General features: G+C 72.8%; 17 protein-coding genes. 2 read left to right on the top strand and 15 right to left on the bottom strand.

What is annotated here, in order from left to right; genetic code table 11:
• Positions 1–17: 17 nt before the first annotated feature.
• The 7 genes from JOF44_RS06190 to JOF44_RS06220 form a co-directional block, all read right to left on the bottom strand.
• Complete coding sequence (locus JOF44_RS06190) at positions 18–947, bottom strand: SseB family protein (RefSeq protein WP_209888649.1); 930 nt, start codon at positions 945–947, stop codon at positions 18–20.
• Positions 944–1678 (bottom strand): bifunctional 1-(5-phosphoribosyl)-5-((5-phosphoribosylamino)methylideneamino)imidazole-4-carboxamide isomerase/phosphoribosylanthranilate isomerase PriA, encoded by a 735-nt coding sequence (gene priA, locus JOF44_RS06195; protein ID WP_209888652.1) that lies wholly within the window; start codon positions 1676–1678, stop codon positions 944–946. The genes JOF44_RS06190 and priA overlap by 4 nt, the downstream gene beginning before the upstream one ends.
• A 181-nt stretch (positions 1679–1859) precedes the next feature.
• Complete coding sequence (locus JOF44_RS06200; RefSeq protein ID WP_209888655.1) at positions 1860–2018, bottom strand: hypothetical protein; 159 nt, start codon at positions 2016–2018, stop codon at positions 1860–1862.
• Entirely contained in the window at positions 2015–2770 is a 756-nt protein-coding gene (hisH, locus tag JOF44_RS06205; RefSeq protein WP_209888658.1) for an imidazole glycerol phosphate synthase subunit HisH, read from the bottom strand. The genes JOF44_RS06200 and hisH overlap by 4 nt, the downstream gene beginning before the upstream one ends.
• Entirely contained in the window at positions 2767–3411 is a 645-nt protein-coding gene (locus tag JOF44_RS06210) for a hypothetical protein (RefSeq protein ID WP_209888661.1), read from the bottom strand. Before JOF44_RS06210 ends, hisH begins: the two co-directional genes overlap by 4 nt.
• Positions 3408–4040, bottom strand: coding sequence for an imidazoleglycerol-phosphate dehydratase HisB (gene hisB / locus JOF44_RS06215; protein WP_209888665.1), 633 nt, complete (start codon positions 4038–4040; stop codon positions 3408–3410). The genes JOF44_RS06210 and hisB overlap by 4 nt, the downstream gene beginning before the upstream one ends.
• Positions 4037–5170, bottom strand: a complete 1134-nt coding sequence (locus JOF44_RS06220; RefSeq protein WP_209888668.1) for a histidinol-phosphate transaminase — start codon at positions 5168–5170, stop codon at positions 4037–4039. Before JOF44_RS06220 ends, hisB begins: the two co-directional genes overlap by 4 nt.
• 174 nt (positions 5171–5344) lie before the next feature.
• On the opposite strand from JOF44_RS06220, the gene JOF44_RS20630 reads away from it, so the two are divergent.
• Positions 5345–5917: a DUF3054 domain-containing protein gene (locus tag JOF44_RS20630; protein ID WP_245348871.1), complete on the top strand. Its 573-nt coding sequence runs from the start codon at positions 5345–5347 to the stop codon at positions 5915–5917.
• Between the two features lie 30 nt (positions 5918–5947).
• Here JOF44_RS20630 and JOF44_RS06230 read toward each other — a convergent pair whose 3' ends face one another.
• The 8 genes from JOF44_RS06230 to hisD all read right to left on the bottom strand — a co-directional run bounded on the left by JOF44_RS06230 (position 5948) and on the right by hisD (position 15360).
• Positions 5948–7825, bottom strand: coding sequence for a glycoside hydrolase family 3 protein (locus JOF44_RS06230; RefSeq protein WP_342591685.1), 1878 nt, complete (start codon positions 7823–7825; stop codon positions 5948–5950).
• Positions 7812–9401 carry a glucoamylase family protein gene (locus JOF44_RS06235; protein WP_209888671.1) on the bottom strand — a complete coding sequence of 530 codons (1590 nt, stop codon included), beginning with the start codon at positions 9399–9401 and terminating at the stop codon, positions 7812–7814. Before JOF44_RS06235 ends, JOF44_RS06230 begins: the two co-directional genes overlap by 14 nt.
• A gap of 26 nt (positions 9402–9427) precedes the next feature.
• Positions 9428–10246: a carbohydrate ABC transporter permease gene (locus JOF44_RS06240; protein ID WP_209888674.1), complete on the bottom strand. Its 819-nt coding sequence runs from the start codon at positions 10244–10246 to the stop codon at positions 9428–9430.
• A complete protein-coding gene (locus tag JOF44_RS06245) occupies positions 10246–11211 on the bottom strand; it encodes a carbohydrate ABC transporter permease (RefSeq protein WP_209888677.1) in 966 nt (321 codons plus the stop codon). The genes JOF44_RS06240 and JOF44_RS06245 overlap by 1 nt, the downstream gene beginning before the upstream one ends.
• A 1-nt stretch (position 11212) precedes the next feature.
• Positions 11213–12313, bottom strand: coding sequence for a sugar ABC transporter substrate-binding protein (locus tag JOF44_RS06250; RefSeq protein WP_342591885.1), 1101 nt, complete (start codon positions 12311–12313; stop codon positions 11213–11215).
• A gap of 3 nt (positions 12314–12316) precedes the next feature.
• Entirely contained in the window at positions 12317–12517 is a 201-nt protein-coding gene (locus JOF44_RS20635) for a hypothetical protein (protein WP_245348872.1), read from the bottom strand.
• Positions 12518–12640: 123 nt separating this feature from the next.
• On the bottom strand, positions 12641–13831 hold the full coding sequence (locus tag JOF44_RS06255) for a LacI family DNA-binding transcriptional regulator (protein WP_209888680.1): 1191 nt from the start codon (positions 13829–13831) through the stop codon (positions 12641–12643).
• A gap of 191 nt (positions 13832–14022) precedes the next feature.
• Positions 14023–15360 (bottom strand): histidinol dehydrogenase, encoded by a 1338-nt coding sequence (hisD, locus tag JOF44_RS06260; RefSeq protein WP_209888683.1) that lies wholly within the window; start codon positions 15358–15360, stop codon positions 14023–14025.
• A 101-nt stretch (positions 15361–15461) separates the two neighbouring features.
• Between hisD and zupT the strand changes: the two genes are divergently transcribed.
• Complete coding sequence (gene zupT, locus JOF44_RS06265; protein ID WP_209888686.1) at positions 15462–16292, top strand: zinc transporter ZupT; 831 nt, start codon at positions 15462–15464, stop codon at positions 16290–16292.
• Positions 16293–16363 lie beyond the last annotated feature (71 nt).

Here is a 16363-nt window from a genome sequence, read left to right on the forward strand (position 1 = left end):
TCTCCTGAGCGAGTCGCTCAGGACCCCAGCACGAGCCGCAGGGAGCTGATGCGTTCGGCGACCAGCGGCTCGGCGCCGAGCCGGGTCGAGACCTCATCGACCACGGCCCGGACCTGGACCTTGGTCAGCCCCGGGCGCAGTCGCAGGTGGAGGTCGACCTCGCTGCGCTCCCCCGCCCGTGCAGCGAGCTCCACGACCTGGTCCGTGGCCTCGGCCACAGAATCCAGCGCCGCGGTGAGATCGGGGTCCAGATGGGGCGGGATCCACTCCCGGCCCTGGGCGAGGGCCCACAGCACGGAGCGGGGCAGCAGGATCGGCCCGGTCCCGCCCGCCTCGTCGTCGCGGCCATCGCCCGCCGCACCCTGCCCGGCCGTGTCGCGGCCCGCCTCGTCGCCTCCGGACGCGGCGTCCACCAGCAGGGCGGTGCAGCCCTCCTGCACGGCGGCCTGCGCCGCCTGCGGGGCTACCACCGGCACCGGACGGGCGTCGCTCCGCCAGGCTGCCAGCTGCGCGACCGAGGTGAAGATCGGCAGCACCCTCGACCCGTCGGGCGCGGTGATCGAGACCATCGCCATATCGGCGCCGTTGTCGCCGGTCACCCCGTGGGCCGTGGTGCCGGTCCCGGTGGCGACCGCCATGATCGGCACCAGCACCCGGTGCGCGGCGAGCGCGGCCACCAACGCCCGACGGTGCGGATCCGCGCCCGAGCGGTGGTCGCGCAGTGCCCGGGCGACCTCGGGCGGGGCGGAGCCGTCGTCGCCCGGGAAGGGGCTGACGGTGTAGTCCCGTCCTGCCCAGGGCACCCCGGCGGTGTCGGTCAGCGGCGACTTCTCCCGGAAATGGGCGGGCAGCGAGCGGTGCGCCTGCTCGGCGCGAGCCGCCTCCTCGTGATCACCGGTGCGAGCGGTGCCGCCCTTGACGTGGGGGTGTTCGGGTGTCTCGCTCACGGCCGCCCCGCGACGTCCAGCGCCTCGCCCATCGTGAATGCCTGCGCATACAGGGCCTTGCCCACGATCGCGCCCTCGACGCCCGCGGGCACCAGCTCCCGGAGCGCCGCGAGGTCCTCGAGCGAGGAGATGCCGCCGGAGGCGACGACCGCGGCGTCGGTGCGGGAGCACACGTCGCGCAGCAGGTCGACGTTGGGTCCGCGCAGGGTGCCGTCCTTCGTGACGTCGGTGACGACGTAGCGCTGGCAGCCGGCCTCGTCCAGGCGCTCCAGGGTCTCCCAGAGGTCCCCGCCCTCACGGGTCCAGCCGCGGGCGGCCAGCGTGGTGCCGCGGACGTCGAGGCCGACGGCGATCCGGTCGCCGTGCTCGGCGATGATCTCCGCGGTCCATTCGGGGTTCTCCAGGGCCGCGGTGCCGAGGTTGACCCGTCGGCAGCCGGTGGCCAGCGCGGCCGCGAGGGACTCGTCGTCGCGGATGCCTCCGGAGAGCTCGACGTTCATGTCGACGGCGGCGACCACGTCGGCCAGCAGGGCGGCGTTGGAGCCGTGCCCGAAGGCGGCGTCGAGGTCGACCAGGTGCAGCCAGCTCGCGCCTCCGTCCTGGAAGGCGAGGGCGGCGTCCAGCGGCGCGCCGTAGGCGGTCTCGGATCCTGCTTCGCCCTGGACCAGGCGGACGGCCTGGCCGGACTGCACGTCGACGGCGGGGAGCAGCTCGAGCACGGGAGCGGTCATGGGGTGCCTCCTGGCGGCGGGGTGGGCCGGGGTCGAGGCCGGCGCTGGGACCGAGGTCTCCGGTCGGGACCGGGACTCCGATGGGGATCGTGAGGTCGGATGGGGTCGAGTGGGGTCGGGGCGCGAGACCCCGCGGCGGGGGGTGCCGGTCCCCGCGGGAGGGCCGGGGCGGCCGACGGGGTCAGCCGGCCTGGATCCTCCAGAGCGACGCGCCGATGCAGGCCAGGCCCGCCAGAGCCATGGCGACGACGGCCCACCGGGGCTTCTGGGAGCGGTGGAAGGACCAGGCGCCGCCGAGGACCATGCCTCCGGCGAACAGCAGAAGGAAGGCGTAGATCATCGGGTGGGCTCCTCGAGGGTCGCGGTTGAGGCCGATGGTGCGGCCGCCGGGGCCGAGTCCGTCGCCGTGGCTGGGAGTGTCCGGTCTGCATCGGCGGCGCCGCGACGCGGCAGGGTGCGCAGCCAGTTGGCCAGCAGCGTCGCCCCGGCCTCCCCGGACTTCTCCGGGTGGAACTGGGTCGCGGTCAGCGCCGCGTTCTCCACGGCGGCGACGAAACGGTCGCCGTCGTGCTCGGCCCAGGTCACCAGCGGTGCGGGGAGGGAGCCGATCTGCTCCATCTGCCAGGAGCGGGCGGCATAGGAGTGGACGAAGTAGAAGCGCTCGGCCTCGATGCCCGCGAACAGCCGCGTCCCCGGCGGGGCCTCGACGGTGTTCCAGCCCATGTGGGGCACGACGGAGGCCTGGATCCGGGTGACCTCGCCGGGCCACTGGCCGAGCCCCGCGCTGCGGGTGCCGTGCTCGGTGCCCGCGTCGAACAGAATCTGCAGACCGACGCAGATGCCGAGGACGGGCAGGGCGCCGGCCAGGCGACGCTCGATGATCCTCTCTCCACCCACGGCCCGGATCTGCTCGATGGTGGCGGCGAAGGCGCCGACACCGGGGACCACGAGGCCGTCGGCGGCCAGGGCGCGCTCCCGGTCCGCGGTCAGCTCGACCTCGGCGCCGGCGGCCTCGAGGGCGCGCACGACGGAGCGGACGTTGCCCGAGCCGTGGTCCAGGACCACCACGCGGGCGGCGGTCTCGGCACTCACTTCTGCTTGCCCTTGCCGGCGATCCAGGACAGCGCCTCGGCGCGGGTGATGGTCGCGGGGTCGATGCCGTCGTCGAGCTCCGCGAGCTCCGTCGCGCCGAGCAGCAGCTCCTCGACCAGGTCGTCGACCGCTCCGAGGACGATCGCGGGAGAGATGTCCTCGCCGCGCTGGCCGTTGCGGTAGCGGGTGGCGGTCATGCGGTCGCCGCGACGCCAGAACAGCACGATGCCGTTGCGCTGCAGGGCGGCCGAGGCGATCGCCGCGAGGTCGTGGGCCGCGGTCTCGGCCAGGGCGCCGACGGCGATCGCCCCGGTGCGGGTGTCGAGGGTGCGGCTGCCGGTGGGGATGTCGATCCCGTCGGTGCGGGCCTCGCGGCCCAGCCGGATCGCGCCGGCGAGCGCCGTGGCCGAGGCGACGGAGGTCGCGACCACGGCCATCGTGGGCTCCTGGTCGTCCTCGGTCCCCTCGGAGAGCACGTCCTCGACGGTCAGCGGGACCTCGTCGAAGGAGAGCCCCTCGGTGAGGCGGGCGAACTCGGCATCGATGTCGCCGCCGGGACGGCCGGACGCGGCGGGTTCCTGTCCGTCGGCGGGCTCCTCGTGGGGATCCTCGTGCGGGTCGCGGGGGTCGGCGGTGCTCACAGCGCTCCCTTCGTGGAGGGCACGTCCAGCACGCGGTCGTCGACGGCGCAGGCGGCGCGCAGCGCGCGGGCGAGCGCCTTGAACTGCGCCTCGACGACGTGGTGGGGGTCGCGCCCGTCGAGCAGGCGGATGTGCAGGCAGATCGCGGCGTGGTGGGCGAGCGACTCGAAGACGTGACGGGTCAGCGAGCCGGTGAAGTGCCCGCCGATCAGGTGCAGGGCCTGCGCCTCGCTCTCGCCGGAGTGCACGCAGTAGGGGCGGCCGGAGAGGTCGACCACGGCCTGCGCGAGGGCCTCGTCCAGGGGCACCATGGCGTCGCCGAAGCGGGCGATGCCCCTCTTGTCGCCCAGCGCCTCGCGCAGCGCCTGGCCGAGCACGATCGCGGTGTCCTCGACGGTGTGGTGCGCATCGATATGAGTATCACCTGTCGCCGACACCTTCAGGTCGAAGCGCGCGTGGGTGCCCAGCGCCGTGAGCATGTGGTCGAAGAACGGCACGGAGGTGGAGATGTCCACCTGGCCGGTCCCGTCGACGTCGAGGGTGACCTCGACGGAGGATTCCCGCGTCGTGCGGGCGATGCTGGCGCGGCGGGACGGGCGCGCAGCGGCGGCGGAAGCGGGATCGGTCATCGGGGGTCGGCCTCCTCGAGGGCGGTGCGGAATGCGGCGTTGTTCTCGGGTGTGCCCACGGATACGCGCAGCCAGCCGTCGGGGCCGACGGCCCGGACGAGCACGCTGCGCGCCAGGAGGGCCTCGAACACGGCGTCCCGGTGGGCGAAGGTGCGGAAGAGGATGAAGTTCGCGTCGGACGGTGCGACGGCGTGACCGCGCCCGATCAGGTGCGCGGCCAGGACGTCGCGCTCGGTCCGCAGCAGCGCGACCTTGCCCAGCAGCTCCTCGCGATGGGCGAGGGCGGTGCGGGCGACGGCCTGGGTGACGGCCGAGAGGTGGTAGGGCAGGCGCACGACACGGACGGAGTCGACGACGGCCGGGTCGGCCACCAGGTAGCCCAGCCGGGCCCCGGCCAGGGCGAAGGCCTTGGACATGGTGCGGGTGACCACGAGGTTCGGATGGGCATCCAGCAGGGTCAGCGCGCTGGGCACCCCGTCGCGGCGGAACTCGCTGTAGGCCTCGTCGACCACCAGCAGACCGCGGGTGGCGGCCAGGGCGTCCGCGGCGGCCTCGACCACGTCGAGCGTGAGCGCGGTGCCGGTGGGGTTGTTCGGGCTGGTCAGCACGACGATGTTCGGGCGGTGGGCGGCGATCGCCGCGGTGACGTCCTGCGCGGTCAGCGCGAAGTCGGGGGCCGGGCCCCGTTCGGCGGTGACCCAGTCCGTGTAGGTGTCGCGCGCGTACTCCGGGTACATGGAGTAGTGGGGCGTGAACCCCAGGGCGGTGCGGCCGGGGCCGCCGTAGGACAGCAGCAGCTGGTGCATGACCTCGTTGGAGCCGTTGGCGGCCCAGACCGCCTCGGGGGCGGGGGCCCGGACGTCGGATTCCGCGGCGAGGTATGCCCCGAGGTCGGCGCGCAGGGCGAGGGCCTCCCGATCCGGATAGCGGTTCAGTCCGACGGCCGCCTCCGCGGCGGCGCGGCCGATCGCCGCGGCCAGCTCCGGGGAGGGCCCGTAGGGGTTCTCGTTGACGTTGAGCGCATGCTCGACCTCGAGCTGCGGGGCGCCGTACGGGGCGGCACCCACGATGCCGTCGCGCGGCACGGGCAGCGCGGCAGGGGCCGTGGTCGAAGCAGAGGTCTCGGGCATGGTGCCCATCGTAGTTCGGGCGCGGCTCCGATACCTCTCCCGCCCACCGTCCAGACGGCTCGGGCACCGACGTCCAGGAGTCTCGGGCGCCGACGTGCCCGGTCGGGCGTGGTCCCGTTCACAGCGCCGCTCCCGCTGGGAGGTCGGACCAGGTGTCGGGGATAGCCTGGGGCGATGTTCCGTTCCCTGGGTGCCCTGGTCGGCGACCTGCTGGTCGTCATCCTCTTCGTCACGATCGGCTTCCTGCAGCATGGCACGCCGCTGACCTCGCAGAACATCATCCTGGTGGGCTGGCCGTTCGCCGTCGGCGTGCTGCTGGGACATCTCGCGATCCGTGCCTGGAACGCCCCGTTCCGGATCTGGCCCCACGGCGTGTTCGTGTGGGCGATCACCCTGGCGGCCTCCATGGCGATCCGCACGCTCTTCTCCTACGGCACCGAAGTGTCGTTCATCATCACCACCGCGATCGTCACCGGCGTGCTGATGCTCGGCTGGCGCGCGGTCGCTCTGTTCCTCACCCGCGGCGAGCGGAAGCGCCCCCGGGTCGTCACCGGTGCCGAGGCGGCCGAGATCGACCAGGCCGCGGTGACGGCGGCGGGGAGCGACGGGGACGAGCCGAACGGGACCGCATCGAGCAGGACCGCATCGGGTGGGACCGCATCGGACGAGACCGGGACGGGCGAGACCGCAGCGGGCGAGCCGACCGGTGCCGACATCCCGCCGTCAGGACGCGACACCTCCCGCTGAGCGTCACCCGAGGACCGGGACGTTCCGGCTTCACCGCCGGCTGCTGATCACCTGGTCGATCTCGAGGCCGTGGCCGCGGGGATACAGCGGGTCGGCGGTCCCGCCGGGCACGTCCTCGTCCGCGGCCCGCACCGCCTCCATGGAGCGCGGCAGCTCGATCGGCAGGCGTCCGCGCGGCGGGAGCACGCCGCTGATCGCATCGGCCCAGGCCGCACCGGAGATGCCGAAGCTGCCGGTCAGGGCGTCGCACTCCCCCACGATGCTGGTCAGCACCGCGGCGCGATCGAGGTCGACGTCCAGGATCAGCGGGCAGTCCGTGCGGATCCGGGCCAGCCGGTGGGCGAGACCGGGCGGGAACCCGAGGTCGCCCTGGTGGAACCAGGATTCCAGGAACAGGTCGTCGCGGGGCTGGAACGGAGCACCGAGCCGCACCAGCGCCACCTCCGCCTCGGCCGGGGAGCCGACCCTCACCCCGAGGTCGGCGATGACCTCGTCGGCCACGCCCTCGGCGTAGATCCGGGTGCTGCCCGTCGCGGTCAGCAGCGGCAGGACCCGGCCGTCATCGTGCAGGACCACCACACTGTGCGCCTGCGCCTCGTGGCCGCGGCGTCGGTCCGCCGCCGTGCCGACGAGGTCGTCGGCCGCGGACTCGTCGACGTAGGGGTCGTCGAACAGGCCGAGAACGAACTTCGCCCGCAGCAGGCGGCGGGCCGAGGCGGTCACCCGCTCCTCGGCGACGGTGCCGTCGCGGACCAGGTCCAGCAGCAGCTCCATGCACTCCTCGCCGCCGAACTGGTCGGCTCCCGCCTCGAGGATCCGGGCCATGCGCTGGGAGGGCGTGAGGTGCTCGACACCCCAAGCGCGGGCCGGCAGCACCTGGTCGCCGACGTGGTTGTCGTTCACCAGCTCCCAGTCGCTGAGGATGACGCCCTCGTAGCCGAGCTCCTCGCGCAGCAGTCCGGTGAGCATCTGGCGGTTGAAGCCGAAGCCGACCTCCTCGATCTGCTCGCCGCCGCGCTCCAGGCCGACGGGCCGGCCGTAGTAGGGCATGATCGCCTCGGCCCCCGCCTCGACGGCCACCCGGAACGGCTGCAGGTGCTCCTCGAACCGCCCTCCCGGGTAGACCTGGTCCCGACCGTAGGGGAAGTGCGCGTCCTCGCCGTCCTTCTGCGGGCCGGCGCCCGGGAAATGCTTGACGGTGGCCTGCACCGACGCCTCGCCCTCGGCGCCGCGCAGACCCTCGAGGGCCGCGGCGACCAGACGCGCGACCTCCTGCGGGTCCTGGCCGAAGCATTCGCGCTGACGGGCCCATCGCGGGTCGGCGGCGAGATCCGCCACCGGATGCAGCGCCGCACGGATCCCGACGGCGGTGTATTCGCGCCGCACGGTGTCGGCCCAATCGCGGACCAGCTCGACATCGGCGAGAGCACCGATCCCCAGCGGCTCCGGCCACAGGGAGAAGAACGAGGTCGCCCAGGAGGCGCCCGCGTTCTGCGCGTCGCCATGGCGGGGATCGGTGGAGACGGTGACGGGGATGCCGTGCGGAGCGGACTCGGCGAGCTCCTGGAGCCGATTGTGCCAGCGGGCCGCCGCACCCGCGCTCTCCAGACCGTGGACGTTGAAGTGGTTCATGGCCTTGCCGAGCACCACCTCCTCGGTCCCGGACTTCGAGATCGCCCCGGGCTCGTCCAGCAGGGTGCCGTCCGGACCGGTCTCGATCACGGTGTGGAACATGAGCCCGACCTTCTCGGCCAGGGAGAGCCGGCCCAGCAGGTCCTCGGCGCGCTCGGCGGGCATGCGGCGCGGATCCTCGAAGGGGTCCATCACGCCGTTGCGGTTCAGGTCCCGGTACGGGGTGCCGTCCGCGGCACCGACGAGACGGGGACGGGAGCGGTCAGCCGTGGGCACGGAAGACCTCCTGCTCGATCACGGGGCGCAGCCGTGCGGCGACCTCGTCGGTGGCGAACCACTCGTGCAGCTGCTCGTCCAGCAGCACGTTGCCGAGAGCCCCGAGGACCATCGACTGGTCCAGGGAGAGGTGACGGCGGGCGATGACGCCGGAGCGCACCGCCACCGCGTCGTGGAATCCACCGGGGCCGTAGGCGCCCAGCTCGGTCTCGATCCGCGAGAGGTTCTCGAGCGCGGAGTCGCGCTCGTGCTGCAGCGCCAGCGCGGCGGCGTGCGGGGTGACGACGCCGTCGAGGCCCTGCGGGTAGGGCTCCCCCTGGTGCCAGTCCGTGCCGGCCGCGTCGGAATAGTAGCCGGTGGGGTTCAGCCCGAGCGCGTCGACGCCGTACTCGCGGTATCCGGCATGGGGATCGGAGCTGGGCGAGAAGCCCCAGTAGCCGTAGCCGGCCTCGTCGAGGCCGTGCTCGCGCTGTGCGCGCACGTGCAGGGGGTGATTCCTCCCCCAGCTGTGCGGGCCCCAGGCGGCCTCGGGCACGAACAGGTCCGGCATCAGCTCCTCGAACATCGAGCCGCCCCAGCCGGGCACGATCTCCATCCCGCGGTAGGTATGGGCGCCTTCGAAGACGGCCACGCCCTCGTGCTCGGTCCAGTCCCCCACCGGCGGCATCTCGGGCCAGGTCCACTCGGGCGGGAAGGTGCGGTAGGTCGTGTAGTAGGCGCCGGCGGGGATCTGGCCGGTCATGATTCCCAGGTAGGTGACCATGCGGGCCTCGGAGACGGCGGTGTCGTAGTGGTGCTCGCTGTGGTACCAGACGTCCGCGCCCGGGATGCCGCCGAACAGCGGGCGCAGGTGGACCCCGTCGCGGCCGGGGTCCTCGACCCAGAAGCCGCCGATGGTCTGCCCGGGCTGGGCGTCGACCTCTCGGTCGAAGAACACGTCCCAGCGCATCGCGTCGAAGAGCCGACGGGCGCGGCGCCGGTTGGACGGGTCGGCCTGCGCGACCACGTGCAGCGCGGCGCCGAGCCAGCCCATGTCGACGCTGGAGACGAAGGGGACCACGGGATCGCCGGAGCCGGGCCAGGTGCGCAGCACCGAGCCGTCCCGCTCGTCGTACCAGTTGAAGAACATGCCCGAGGGTTCGTGGTGGTCCATCTGCTCGAGCGACGCGAGGGTGCGGGCGATGCGATTGCGCGCGTGACCGGGGGTGATCAGCCCCAGCTCGCGGGCGATCAGGACGGACCACAGGGAGCCGCCGATGTTCGTCGGCGAGGTGTTGCCGGAGTGACCGGAGAGGTCCGCGTCGATCGCGTCGGAGATCAGTCCCGTCTCTCGGACGGTCATGGTGTCCAGACAATGCCAGGTGTCCGCCGCCCAGCGGCGCAGCAGGGCGTCGTCCCCGCGGTCGGAGCCCGTCGTGGGCCGGGTGAGTCCGGCCGGGGCGACCGGCGGGACGCCGGTCCCGGCGGGGCCGGGCGGCGCGGCCGCAGCGGCGGAGGTTCCCGCAGCGGTGCCGGCGAAGGCGCCGGCGCCCAGCAGCGGGACGGTGAGCAGGGTGCGTCGGTCGATGGGGTGCACGAGGCCTCCTCGAGGCGATGGGGTGCTTACTTGATGCCGCTGGTGGCGATGCCCTGGATGAAGTAGCGCTGGAAGAACAGGAAGACGACGAGGATCGGCAGGACGATGAGCGTGGCCCCGGCCAGGAGCAGCCCGTAGTCCGTCTGGTTCTGCCCGGTCGAGATCAGGGCGAGGGCGACCGGCAGGGTGTAGGTCGACTCGCTGGAGGAGACGACCAGCGGCCACAGGAAGTTGTTCCAGGAGCCGAGGAAGGTGAGGATGCCGAGGGTGGCGAAGGCGGGCCCGGCCAGCGGCAGGTAGATGCGGAAGAAGATCGCGATCTCCCCGACGCCGTCGATGCGGCCGGCCTCCAGCAGCTCCCGGGGCAGGCCCAGGAAGAACTGCCGCATGAGGAAGACGCTGAAGGGCTGGACCAGGAACGGCAGGATCAGCGCCGGAATGGTGTCGGCCAGCCCCAGGTTCACGATCAGCACGTACTGCGGGATGAACGTGACCAGGCCCGGGATCATCAGGCAGCCGAGCACCAGCAGGAACAGCACGCGCTTGAAGGGGAAGTGCAGGTGCGCCAGCGCGTAGCCGAACATCGAGGAGAAGAAGAGGTTCCCGACGGTCACCGCGATCGCCACCACCGCGGAGTTCTGGAAGTAGCGGCCGAAGGGGCGGTCGAAGAGCCGACGGAAGTTGTCGAGGGTCGGCTCCTCCGGGAGCCACGTGGGCGGCACGCGCAGCAGCTCGCCCTGGGTCTTCAGGCTGCCCAGGATCATCCAGACGAAGGGGGTGATCACCAGCAGCAGGAAGGCGGTCAGGACGATGTAGGTCAGGACGGGGCGGCGACGATCGATCATCACTTCTCCCTCATCAGGCGGAACTGCGCGAGGGTGACGATGCCGATGACGATGAACGTCAGATAGGCCATCGCACCGGCGACTCCGTAGTTGCCGAACCCGAACTGGTTGTACGTGTACATGGAGGCCGAGATCGTGGCGTGCAGCGGGCCGCCCTGGGTCATCACGAACGGCTCCTCGAAGAACTGCAGGTACCCGATCGAGGTGGTGACCATGACGAACAGCATCGTCGGCCGGATCGACGGCAGGGTGACGTTGAGGAATCGCTGCCAGGCGGAGGCGCCGTCGAGCGCCGCGGCCTCGTGCAGCTGCTGGTCCACGGCCTGCAGGCCCGCCAGGAAGATGACCATCGAGGTGCCGAAGTTGCGCCAGACGGCCATCACGATCAACGACAGCAGGGCGGTGCGCTCATCGCCCAGCCAGTTCGGTCCGTCGATCCCGACCCAGCCGAGCACCGTGTTGACCAGGCCGTTGTCGGGCCGCAGCAGGAACCGCCACACGACGGCGACGGCCACGATGGAGGTGACCACGGGGGTGTAGAAGCCCACGCGGAACACCCCGCGCAGCCGGGTGACGCCCCGGTCCAGGGCGAGCGCCGCGGCGAGCCCCGCGGTGATCGTCAGCGGGACGCCGATCAGGACGAACACCCCGGTGTTCACGGCGGAGCGCCGGAAGACGGGGTCCTCGAAGGCGGCGATGTAGTTGTCCAGGCCGACGAAGTCGACGGCGAAGGGCGAGCGGATGTCGCTGATGCGCATGTCGGTGAACGACATGAACATCGACTGCAGCACCGGCCACGCGATGAACACCGCGAACAGCAGCACGAAGGGCAGGGAGAGCAGCAGGCCCGCCCGGGCCTCCGCCGCGGCGCGATGGCCGCGGCGGCGAGCGGGCGCCGACGAGCTGCCCGGCCCCGGCCCCGGCGGCGACGGGGAGGCCGTGGCGGAGGCGGACGGGGTGGTCATCTCAGGCGCCGGTCCCGATGCCCTGCGCGTCGGACTGGACGGACTCCAGCGCCGCGGCGGGGTCGAGGTCCTGCTTGCAGACCTGCTCGATCTGGGCGTCGAGCTTCGCGGCGACCTGCTCCCAGGTGGCGATCGTCGGCGGGGCGAAGGCGTTGCCGAGCTGGGTGTGGAAGACCTCGAACTTCTCGTTGGAGGCGACGGCCTCGTCCTCCCAGGCGGACTGCAGCGCCGGCAGGTCGCCGACCTGCTCGAACCACGCCACCTGCACCTCGGGGCGGGAGAGGTGCTCGATGAGCTTCCAGGCCGCGTCGCGGTTCTGCGAACCCTGGAAGACGCCGATGTTGGCGCCGCCCAGGAAGCTGGCGCTGGTCTCCTTCTCCGGCATCACGAACACGCCGTACTTGTCGGCGAAGCCCTCGCCGCCGACGCTCTCGACGGCGGCCATCATCCACGGCCCGGAGATGAACATGGGCACGGCGCCGGAGACGAAGTCCTGCTCGGTCGCGCCCTCCGGCGGCGCCGGATCGGAGACCCCTTCGGTGAAGTAGGACTGGTAGTAGGCCAGCGCCTCCTCGTTCTCGGCGCTGGCGAAGGTGAACTCGTCGCCGGCCTCGGTGACGACATCTCCGCCGTTGGACCAGAACAGGGGGAGCACGGTCTGCCAGGAGCCGTCACCGCCGGGCTGCAGGGCGATGCCCCACTCCCCCTCCGGTCCGCCCTGCATGGCGCGGGCCATCTCGAACAGTCCCTCCCAGTCGGTGGGCGGCTCGGTGATGCCGACCTCCTCGGCGATGTCCTTGCGGTAGAAGACCACCCGGGTCTCGACGTACCACGGGACCCCGTAGACGGTCTCCTCGACGGTGACGGACTCGAGGGCACCGGGGAAGTAGTCGTCGGTGGCGATGTTCTCCGGGGTGGGCTCGAGCGCGTCCAGGCTGACGAACTCGGCCATCCAGGTGGAGCCGACCTGGGCCACGTCCGGTGCGGTGCCGGCGGCGATGGCGGAGGTGAACTTGTCATGGGCGGAGTCCCAGGGGATCGGGGTGACCTCGACGGTGACGTCGGGGTTGTCCTTCTCGAAGCCCTTGAGCAGCTCTGGCAGGGCCTAGCCCTCGGCGCCCATGGCCCAGACGTTCAGGGAGCCGGTGGCGGGGCCCTCGGCGATGGGCTCGGCGGAGACGGCCCCGCCGCCGCCCTCCTCCTCGGGGCGTCCGCAGGCGGCGAGGACGCCGAGCGTGCCGGCCGCGCCGAGGGACCCGGTGAAGGTGCGGCGGGAGATGCGCGAGGTGCGTGCGGTGTTCGTCATGACGACTCCTTCGTCGGTGGTGCGGTGGTGCTGGATCGGCGATGCGGTGGGAGGTTCGGCGATGCAGTGGGAGGTGGTGTCGGCGAGGTGCGGGCGATGGTCGGCGGCGAGGGGTGCGGCGCCTCAGGGCGCGACGCCGGCGGGTGGACATCCGCAGGAGCGGCGCAGCACGACGGAGGAGCCGACGGTCACGGGCCGCTGGGCCTCCTCGCCGTCGATGCGTGCCGCGAGCCGGTGGGCGGCGAGCGCCCCGAGCTCCGCGACGTCCTGCCGGACCGTGGTCAGGCCCGGCGTGAGATAGCGGGCGGTGACGGTGTCGTCCCAGCCGGTGACGGCCAGGTCCCCCGGAACATCGACCCCGGCGGCGGTGAGGCGGGCGATGATCGCCATCGCCAGCTCGTCGTTGCCGCAGACCAGGGCGTCCAGGCCGGCCAGACCTGTTCCCACGGGTCCGGCGGGACCACCGGCGCCGTCGGCACCGTCGGGCGCGGCTGTGCCACCGATCTCGTCGGACCCGTCGGACGCGGCTGCGCCGCCGACCTCGACGGCCCCGTCGACCACGCCGGTCGCTGCGGGAACGGCGGCCGCGTCGGCGCGGCCCGCGCTCAGCAGCGACTCGGCGATCGCGATCCCGGCCTGTTCGACGGGATCGGCGCGCAGATGACGGCCCGGGGCGAGCCCGGCGGATTCGAGGGCGTCGAGGTAACCGCGGTGGCGTCGGCCGATGTCGGAGCCGTCCTCGGGATCGCCGACGAAGCCGATGCGGCGGCGCCCGTGATCGATGAGGTGGGTGGTGAGCCGGCGTGCCGTCTCGCGGTTCTCGGCGTAGAAGGCGTCGACCCCCTCCAGCTGTCCGCGGGCGACGCTGACCGTGGGACGCAGGTTCGCCACCTGGGCGACGAGCTCGTCGTCCGCCCCGCTGCGGGCCATGAACGCGATGCCGTCGACCCGTCCCAGCAGGTCCAGCACCGCTGAGGGATTCTTCTCCTGCGGCGTGGCCAGGGCCAGGACCACCGAGAGCCCGAGCTCGGAAGCCGCCACCTCGAAGCCGACCAGCAGCTCCGCGTAGTAGGGGCCGTCGATGTGCGGCAGGACCACGCCGAGCGCCTTGCTGCGGCGCACGGCGAGCGCGCGGGCCGCCGCGGCGGGGACGTACCGCAGGTCGCGGGCGGCCGCGAGGACGGTGTCGCGGGTGCGGGGGGCGACCTTCGCACTGTCGGCGAAGACGCGGCTCACGGTTGCGATCGACACCCCGGCGCGTGCGGCGACCGAGTAGATGGTGGGTCCCGGAGAACTCGCGCCGTTGGCCATCATCGGCCCTCCTGTCTCTGCGTTCCGCCGGGTCCTGGTGGTGCCTGGGACCTGCCGCATCCGGTGGCGCTCTCTCGCCCCGAGGGCCGGATGCGATCCGTGATGGAAGCGCTTACAACGCGACACTGTATGCGCTTACATGTAAGGCGCGCAACCGTTCGCGGCACGCGAGATGCGCCTCTCGGCGCCGGAGCTCAGTCCTGGAAGCGGACGTCGATCGCGGTGCCGTGGGCGGGCAGGCCCTCTGCCGCGGCGAGGGTGGTCGCGGTCTCGCGGGCGCCGGCCAGGGCGTCCTGGTCGTAGTGGACGACGTGGATGCCGCGCAGGAAGGTCTGCACGCACAGGCCCCCGTTGAAGCGCGAGCTGCCGCCGGTGGGCAGCACGTGGTTGGAGCCGGCGGCGTAGTCGCCCAGACTCACGGGGCTGTGGGGGCCGACGAAGACCGCACCGGCATTGGTGACGCGGGCGGCAACGGCGGCGGCGTCGGCGGTCTGGATCTCGAGGTGCTCGGCCCCGTAGGCATCGACCACGGCCAGGCCCTGGTCGAGGTCGGCGACGAGCACGAGCCCGCTCTGCTCCCCCCGCAGCGCCTCGTCGATGCGGTCCCGATGACGGGCCGCGGGAACCTGCCGGGCGAGCTCGGTCTCGACCGCACGGGCGAGCTTCTGGTCGTCGGTGACCAGCACGCTCGCGGCCATCGGGTCGTGCTCGGCCTGGGAGATGAGGTCCGCGGCGACATACGCGGGATCGGCCGTTCCATCGGCGAGGATCGCGATCTCGGTGGGACCGGCCTCGGCGTCGATCCCGACCCGTCCGCGCACCAGGCGCTTGGCGGCCACGACGTACACATTGCCCGGGCCGGTGATCAGATCGACCGGCTCCAGCAGGCCGCCGTCGTCGAGGTCCTCGGCCCCGTGGGCGAGCAGGGCGACGGCCTGGGCGCCGCCGGCGGCGATCACCTCGCTCACCCCGAGCAGGGCGCAGGCGGCCAGGATCGTGGGGTGGGGCAGCCCGCCGAACTCCTTCTGCGGCGGGGAGGCGAGGACGATCTGCTCGACCCCGGCGACCTGCGCGGGCACGACGTTCATCACGACGGAGCTGGGGAGCACCGCGCGACCGCCCGGAACGTACAGGCCCACCCGACGCACGGGCACCCAGCGCTGGCTGACCGTGCCCCCGGGGACGACCTGCACCGTCTCCTCCGGCCGCGCCTGCGCCGTGTCCACGCGACGCACCCGCGCCGCGGATTCCTCGAGGGCGGCCCGGATCGTCGGGTCGAGCTCGTCGAGCGCGCGCTGCAGCTCTGCCTGCGGGACCCGCAGATGCTCGGGCCGCACTCCGTCGAACCGCTCGGAGGCGTCGAGCACAGCGGCCGCGCCCCGCACCGCGACATCCTCCACGACGGGGCGCACGGCGGTGGCGGCGGCCTCGACGTCCAGCTCCGCACGCGGCAGCGCCGCGGTGAGCTCGGCGGCGGTCAGGGTCCGCTCGCGCAGGTCGGTCACGGCGAGGAAGGGGGCAGGTTCAGGCATGGGGGCAGTCTAGAAGGGCGCCGCCGACGGGGCACGCCGTGCCCACGGCCCGGAAGGACGTCCCGGCGCGGTCCGGCCGTTGCGGCGACTAGGGTCGTGCCGTGCTCGTCGCCTTCCTCCTCACTCTCCTCGCCGGTGGTGCCACCAGCATCGGCGCCGCCCTCGGCGTGCTCGGTCGCGGCACGAACCCGAAGGTGCTCGGCGGCGGTCTCGGCCTGTCGGCCGGGGTGATGCTCTACATCTCCTTCGTCGAGCTGATGCCCCAGGGCGCGCAGATCCTCTCCGACGGCGACGCGGTGACCACCCGGGGCACGGCGCTGGCGGTGCTCTCCTTCTTCGTCGGCATCGTGCTGATCGCGGTGCTGGACCGTCTGGTGCCGGAGTCCGTGAGCCCGCACGAGTTCGCCGGGCGGATGACCGGCAGCGAGGGGCACGCCGAGGTGCGCGATGCCGCCGAGCAGGCCGAGGACCGGGCTCTGCGGGCGCGGCTGCTGCGCACCGGTGCGGTGACCGCGGGCGCCCTGGCCCTGCACAACGTGCCGGAGGGCTTCGCGACCTTCGTCGCCGCGATGCAGGCCCCCGAGATCGCGATCCCCGTCGTCGCGGCGATCGCCGTGCACAACATCCCCGAGGGCCTGGCGGTCGCGGTGCCCGTCCGTCGGGCGACCGGATCACGAGCGAAGGCCTTCTGGCTCGCGACGATGACGGGCCTGGCCGAACCCGTCGGTGCGGTGATCGGGTTCCTGCTGCTGGCCCCGCTGCTCGACGGCGGCGCGATGGGCGCGATCCTGGCCGGTGTGGCCGGCGTGATGGTGTTCGTCTCCCTCGACGAGCTGCTGCCTGCGGCCGAGGAGACCGGCGAGCACCATGCGGTGATCTACTCCCTGATCGCGGGGATGGCGATCATGGCGCTGACCCTGCTGGTGCTCTGACCCTTCTGGCGCCGTGAGCGGGCACTCCGGTACGTTCCTGCCTCAGGGGAAGCTCCCGGAGCCGTTCGGGA

The organism is Brachybacterium fresconis (assembly GCF_017876515.1).
GTDB lineage: Bacteria > Actinomycetota > Actinomycetes > Actinomycetales > Dermabacteraceae > Brachybacterium > Brachybacterium fresconis.

Bases quoted from the DNA above. Each gene is read 5' to 3' on its own strand.
- JOF44_RS06245 (WP_209888677.1), bottom strand. From the start codon at position 11,211: ATGACCACCCCGTCCGCCTCCGCCACGGCCTCCCCGTCGCCGCCGGGG.
- JOF44_RS06240 (WP_209888674.1), bottom strand. From the start codon at position 10,246: ATGATCGATCGTCGCCGCCCCGTCCTGACCTACATCGTCCTGACCGCC.
- JOF44_RS20630 (WP_245348871.1), top strand. From the start codon at position 5,345: ATGTTCCGTTCCCTGGGTGCCCTGGTCGGCGACCTGCTGGTCGTCATC.
- priA (WP_209888652.1), bottom strand. From the start codon at position 1,678: ATGACCGCTCCCGTGCTCGAGCTGCTCCCCGCCGTCGACGTGCAGTCC.
- hisD (WP_209888683.1), bottom strand. From the start codon at position 15,360: ATGCCTGAACCTGCCCCCTTCCTCGCCGTGACCGACCTGCGCGAGCGG.
- JOF44_RS06255 (WP_209888680.1), bottom strand. From the start codon at position 13,831: ATGATGGCCAACGGCGCGAGTTCTCCGGGACCCACCATCTACTCGGTC.
- JOF44_RS06200 (WP_209888655.1), bottom strand. From the start codon at position 2,018: ATGATCTACGCCTTCCTTCTGCTGTTCGCCGGAGGCATGGTCCTCGGC.
- hisB (WP_209888665.1), bottom strand. From the start codon at position 4,040: ATGACCGATCCCGCTTCCGCCGCCGCTGCGCGCCCGTCCCGCCGCGCC.
- JOF44_RS20635 (WP_245348872.1), bottom strand. From the start codon at position 12,517: ATGACGAACACCGCACGCACCTCGCGCATCTCCCGCCGCACCTTCACC.
- JOF44_RS06220 (WP_209888668.1), bottom strand. From the start codon at position 5,170: ATGCCCGAGACCTCTGCTTCGACCACGGCCCCTGCCGCGCTGCCCGTG.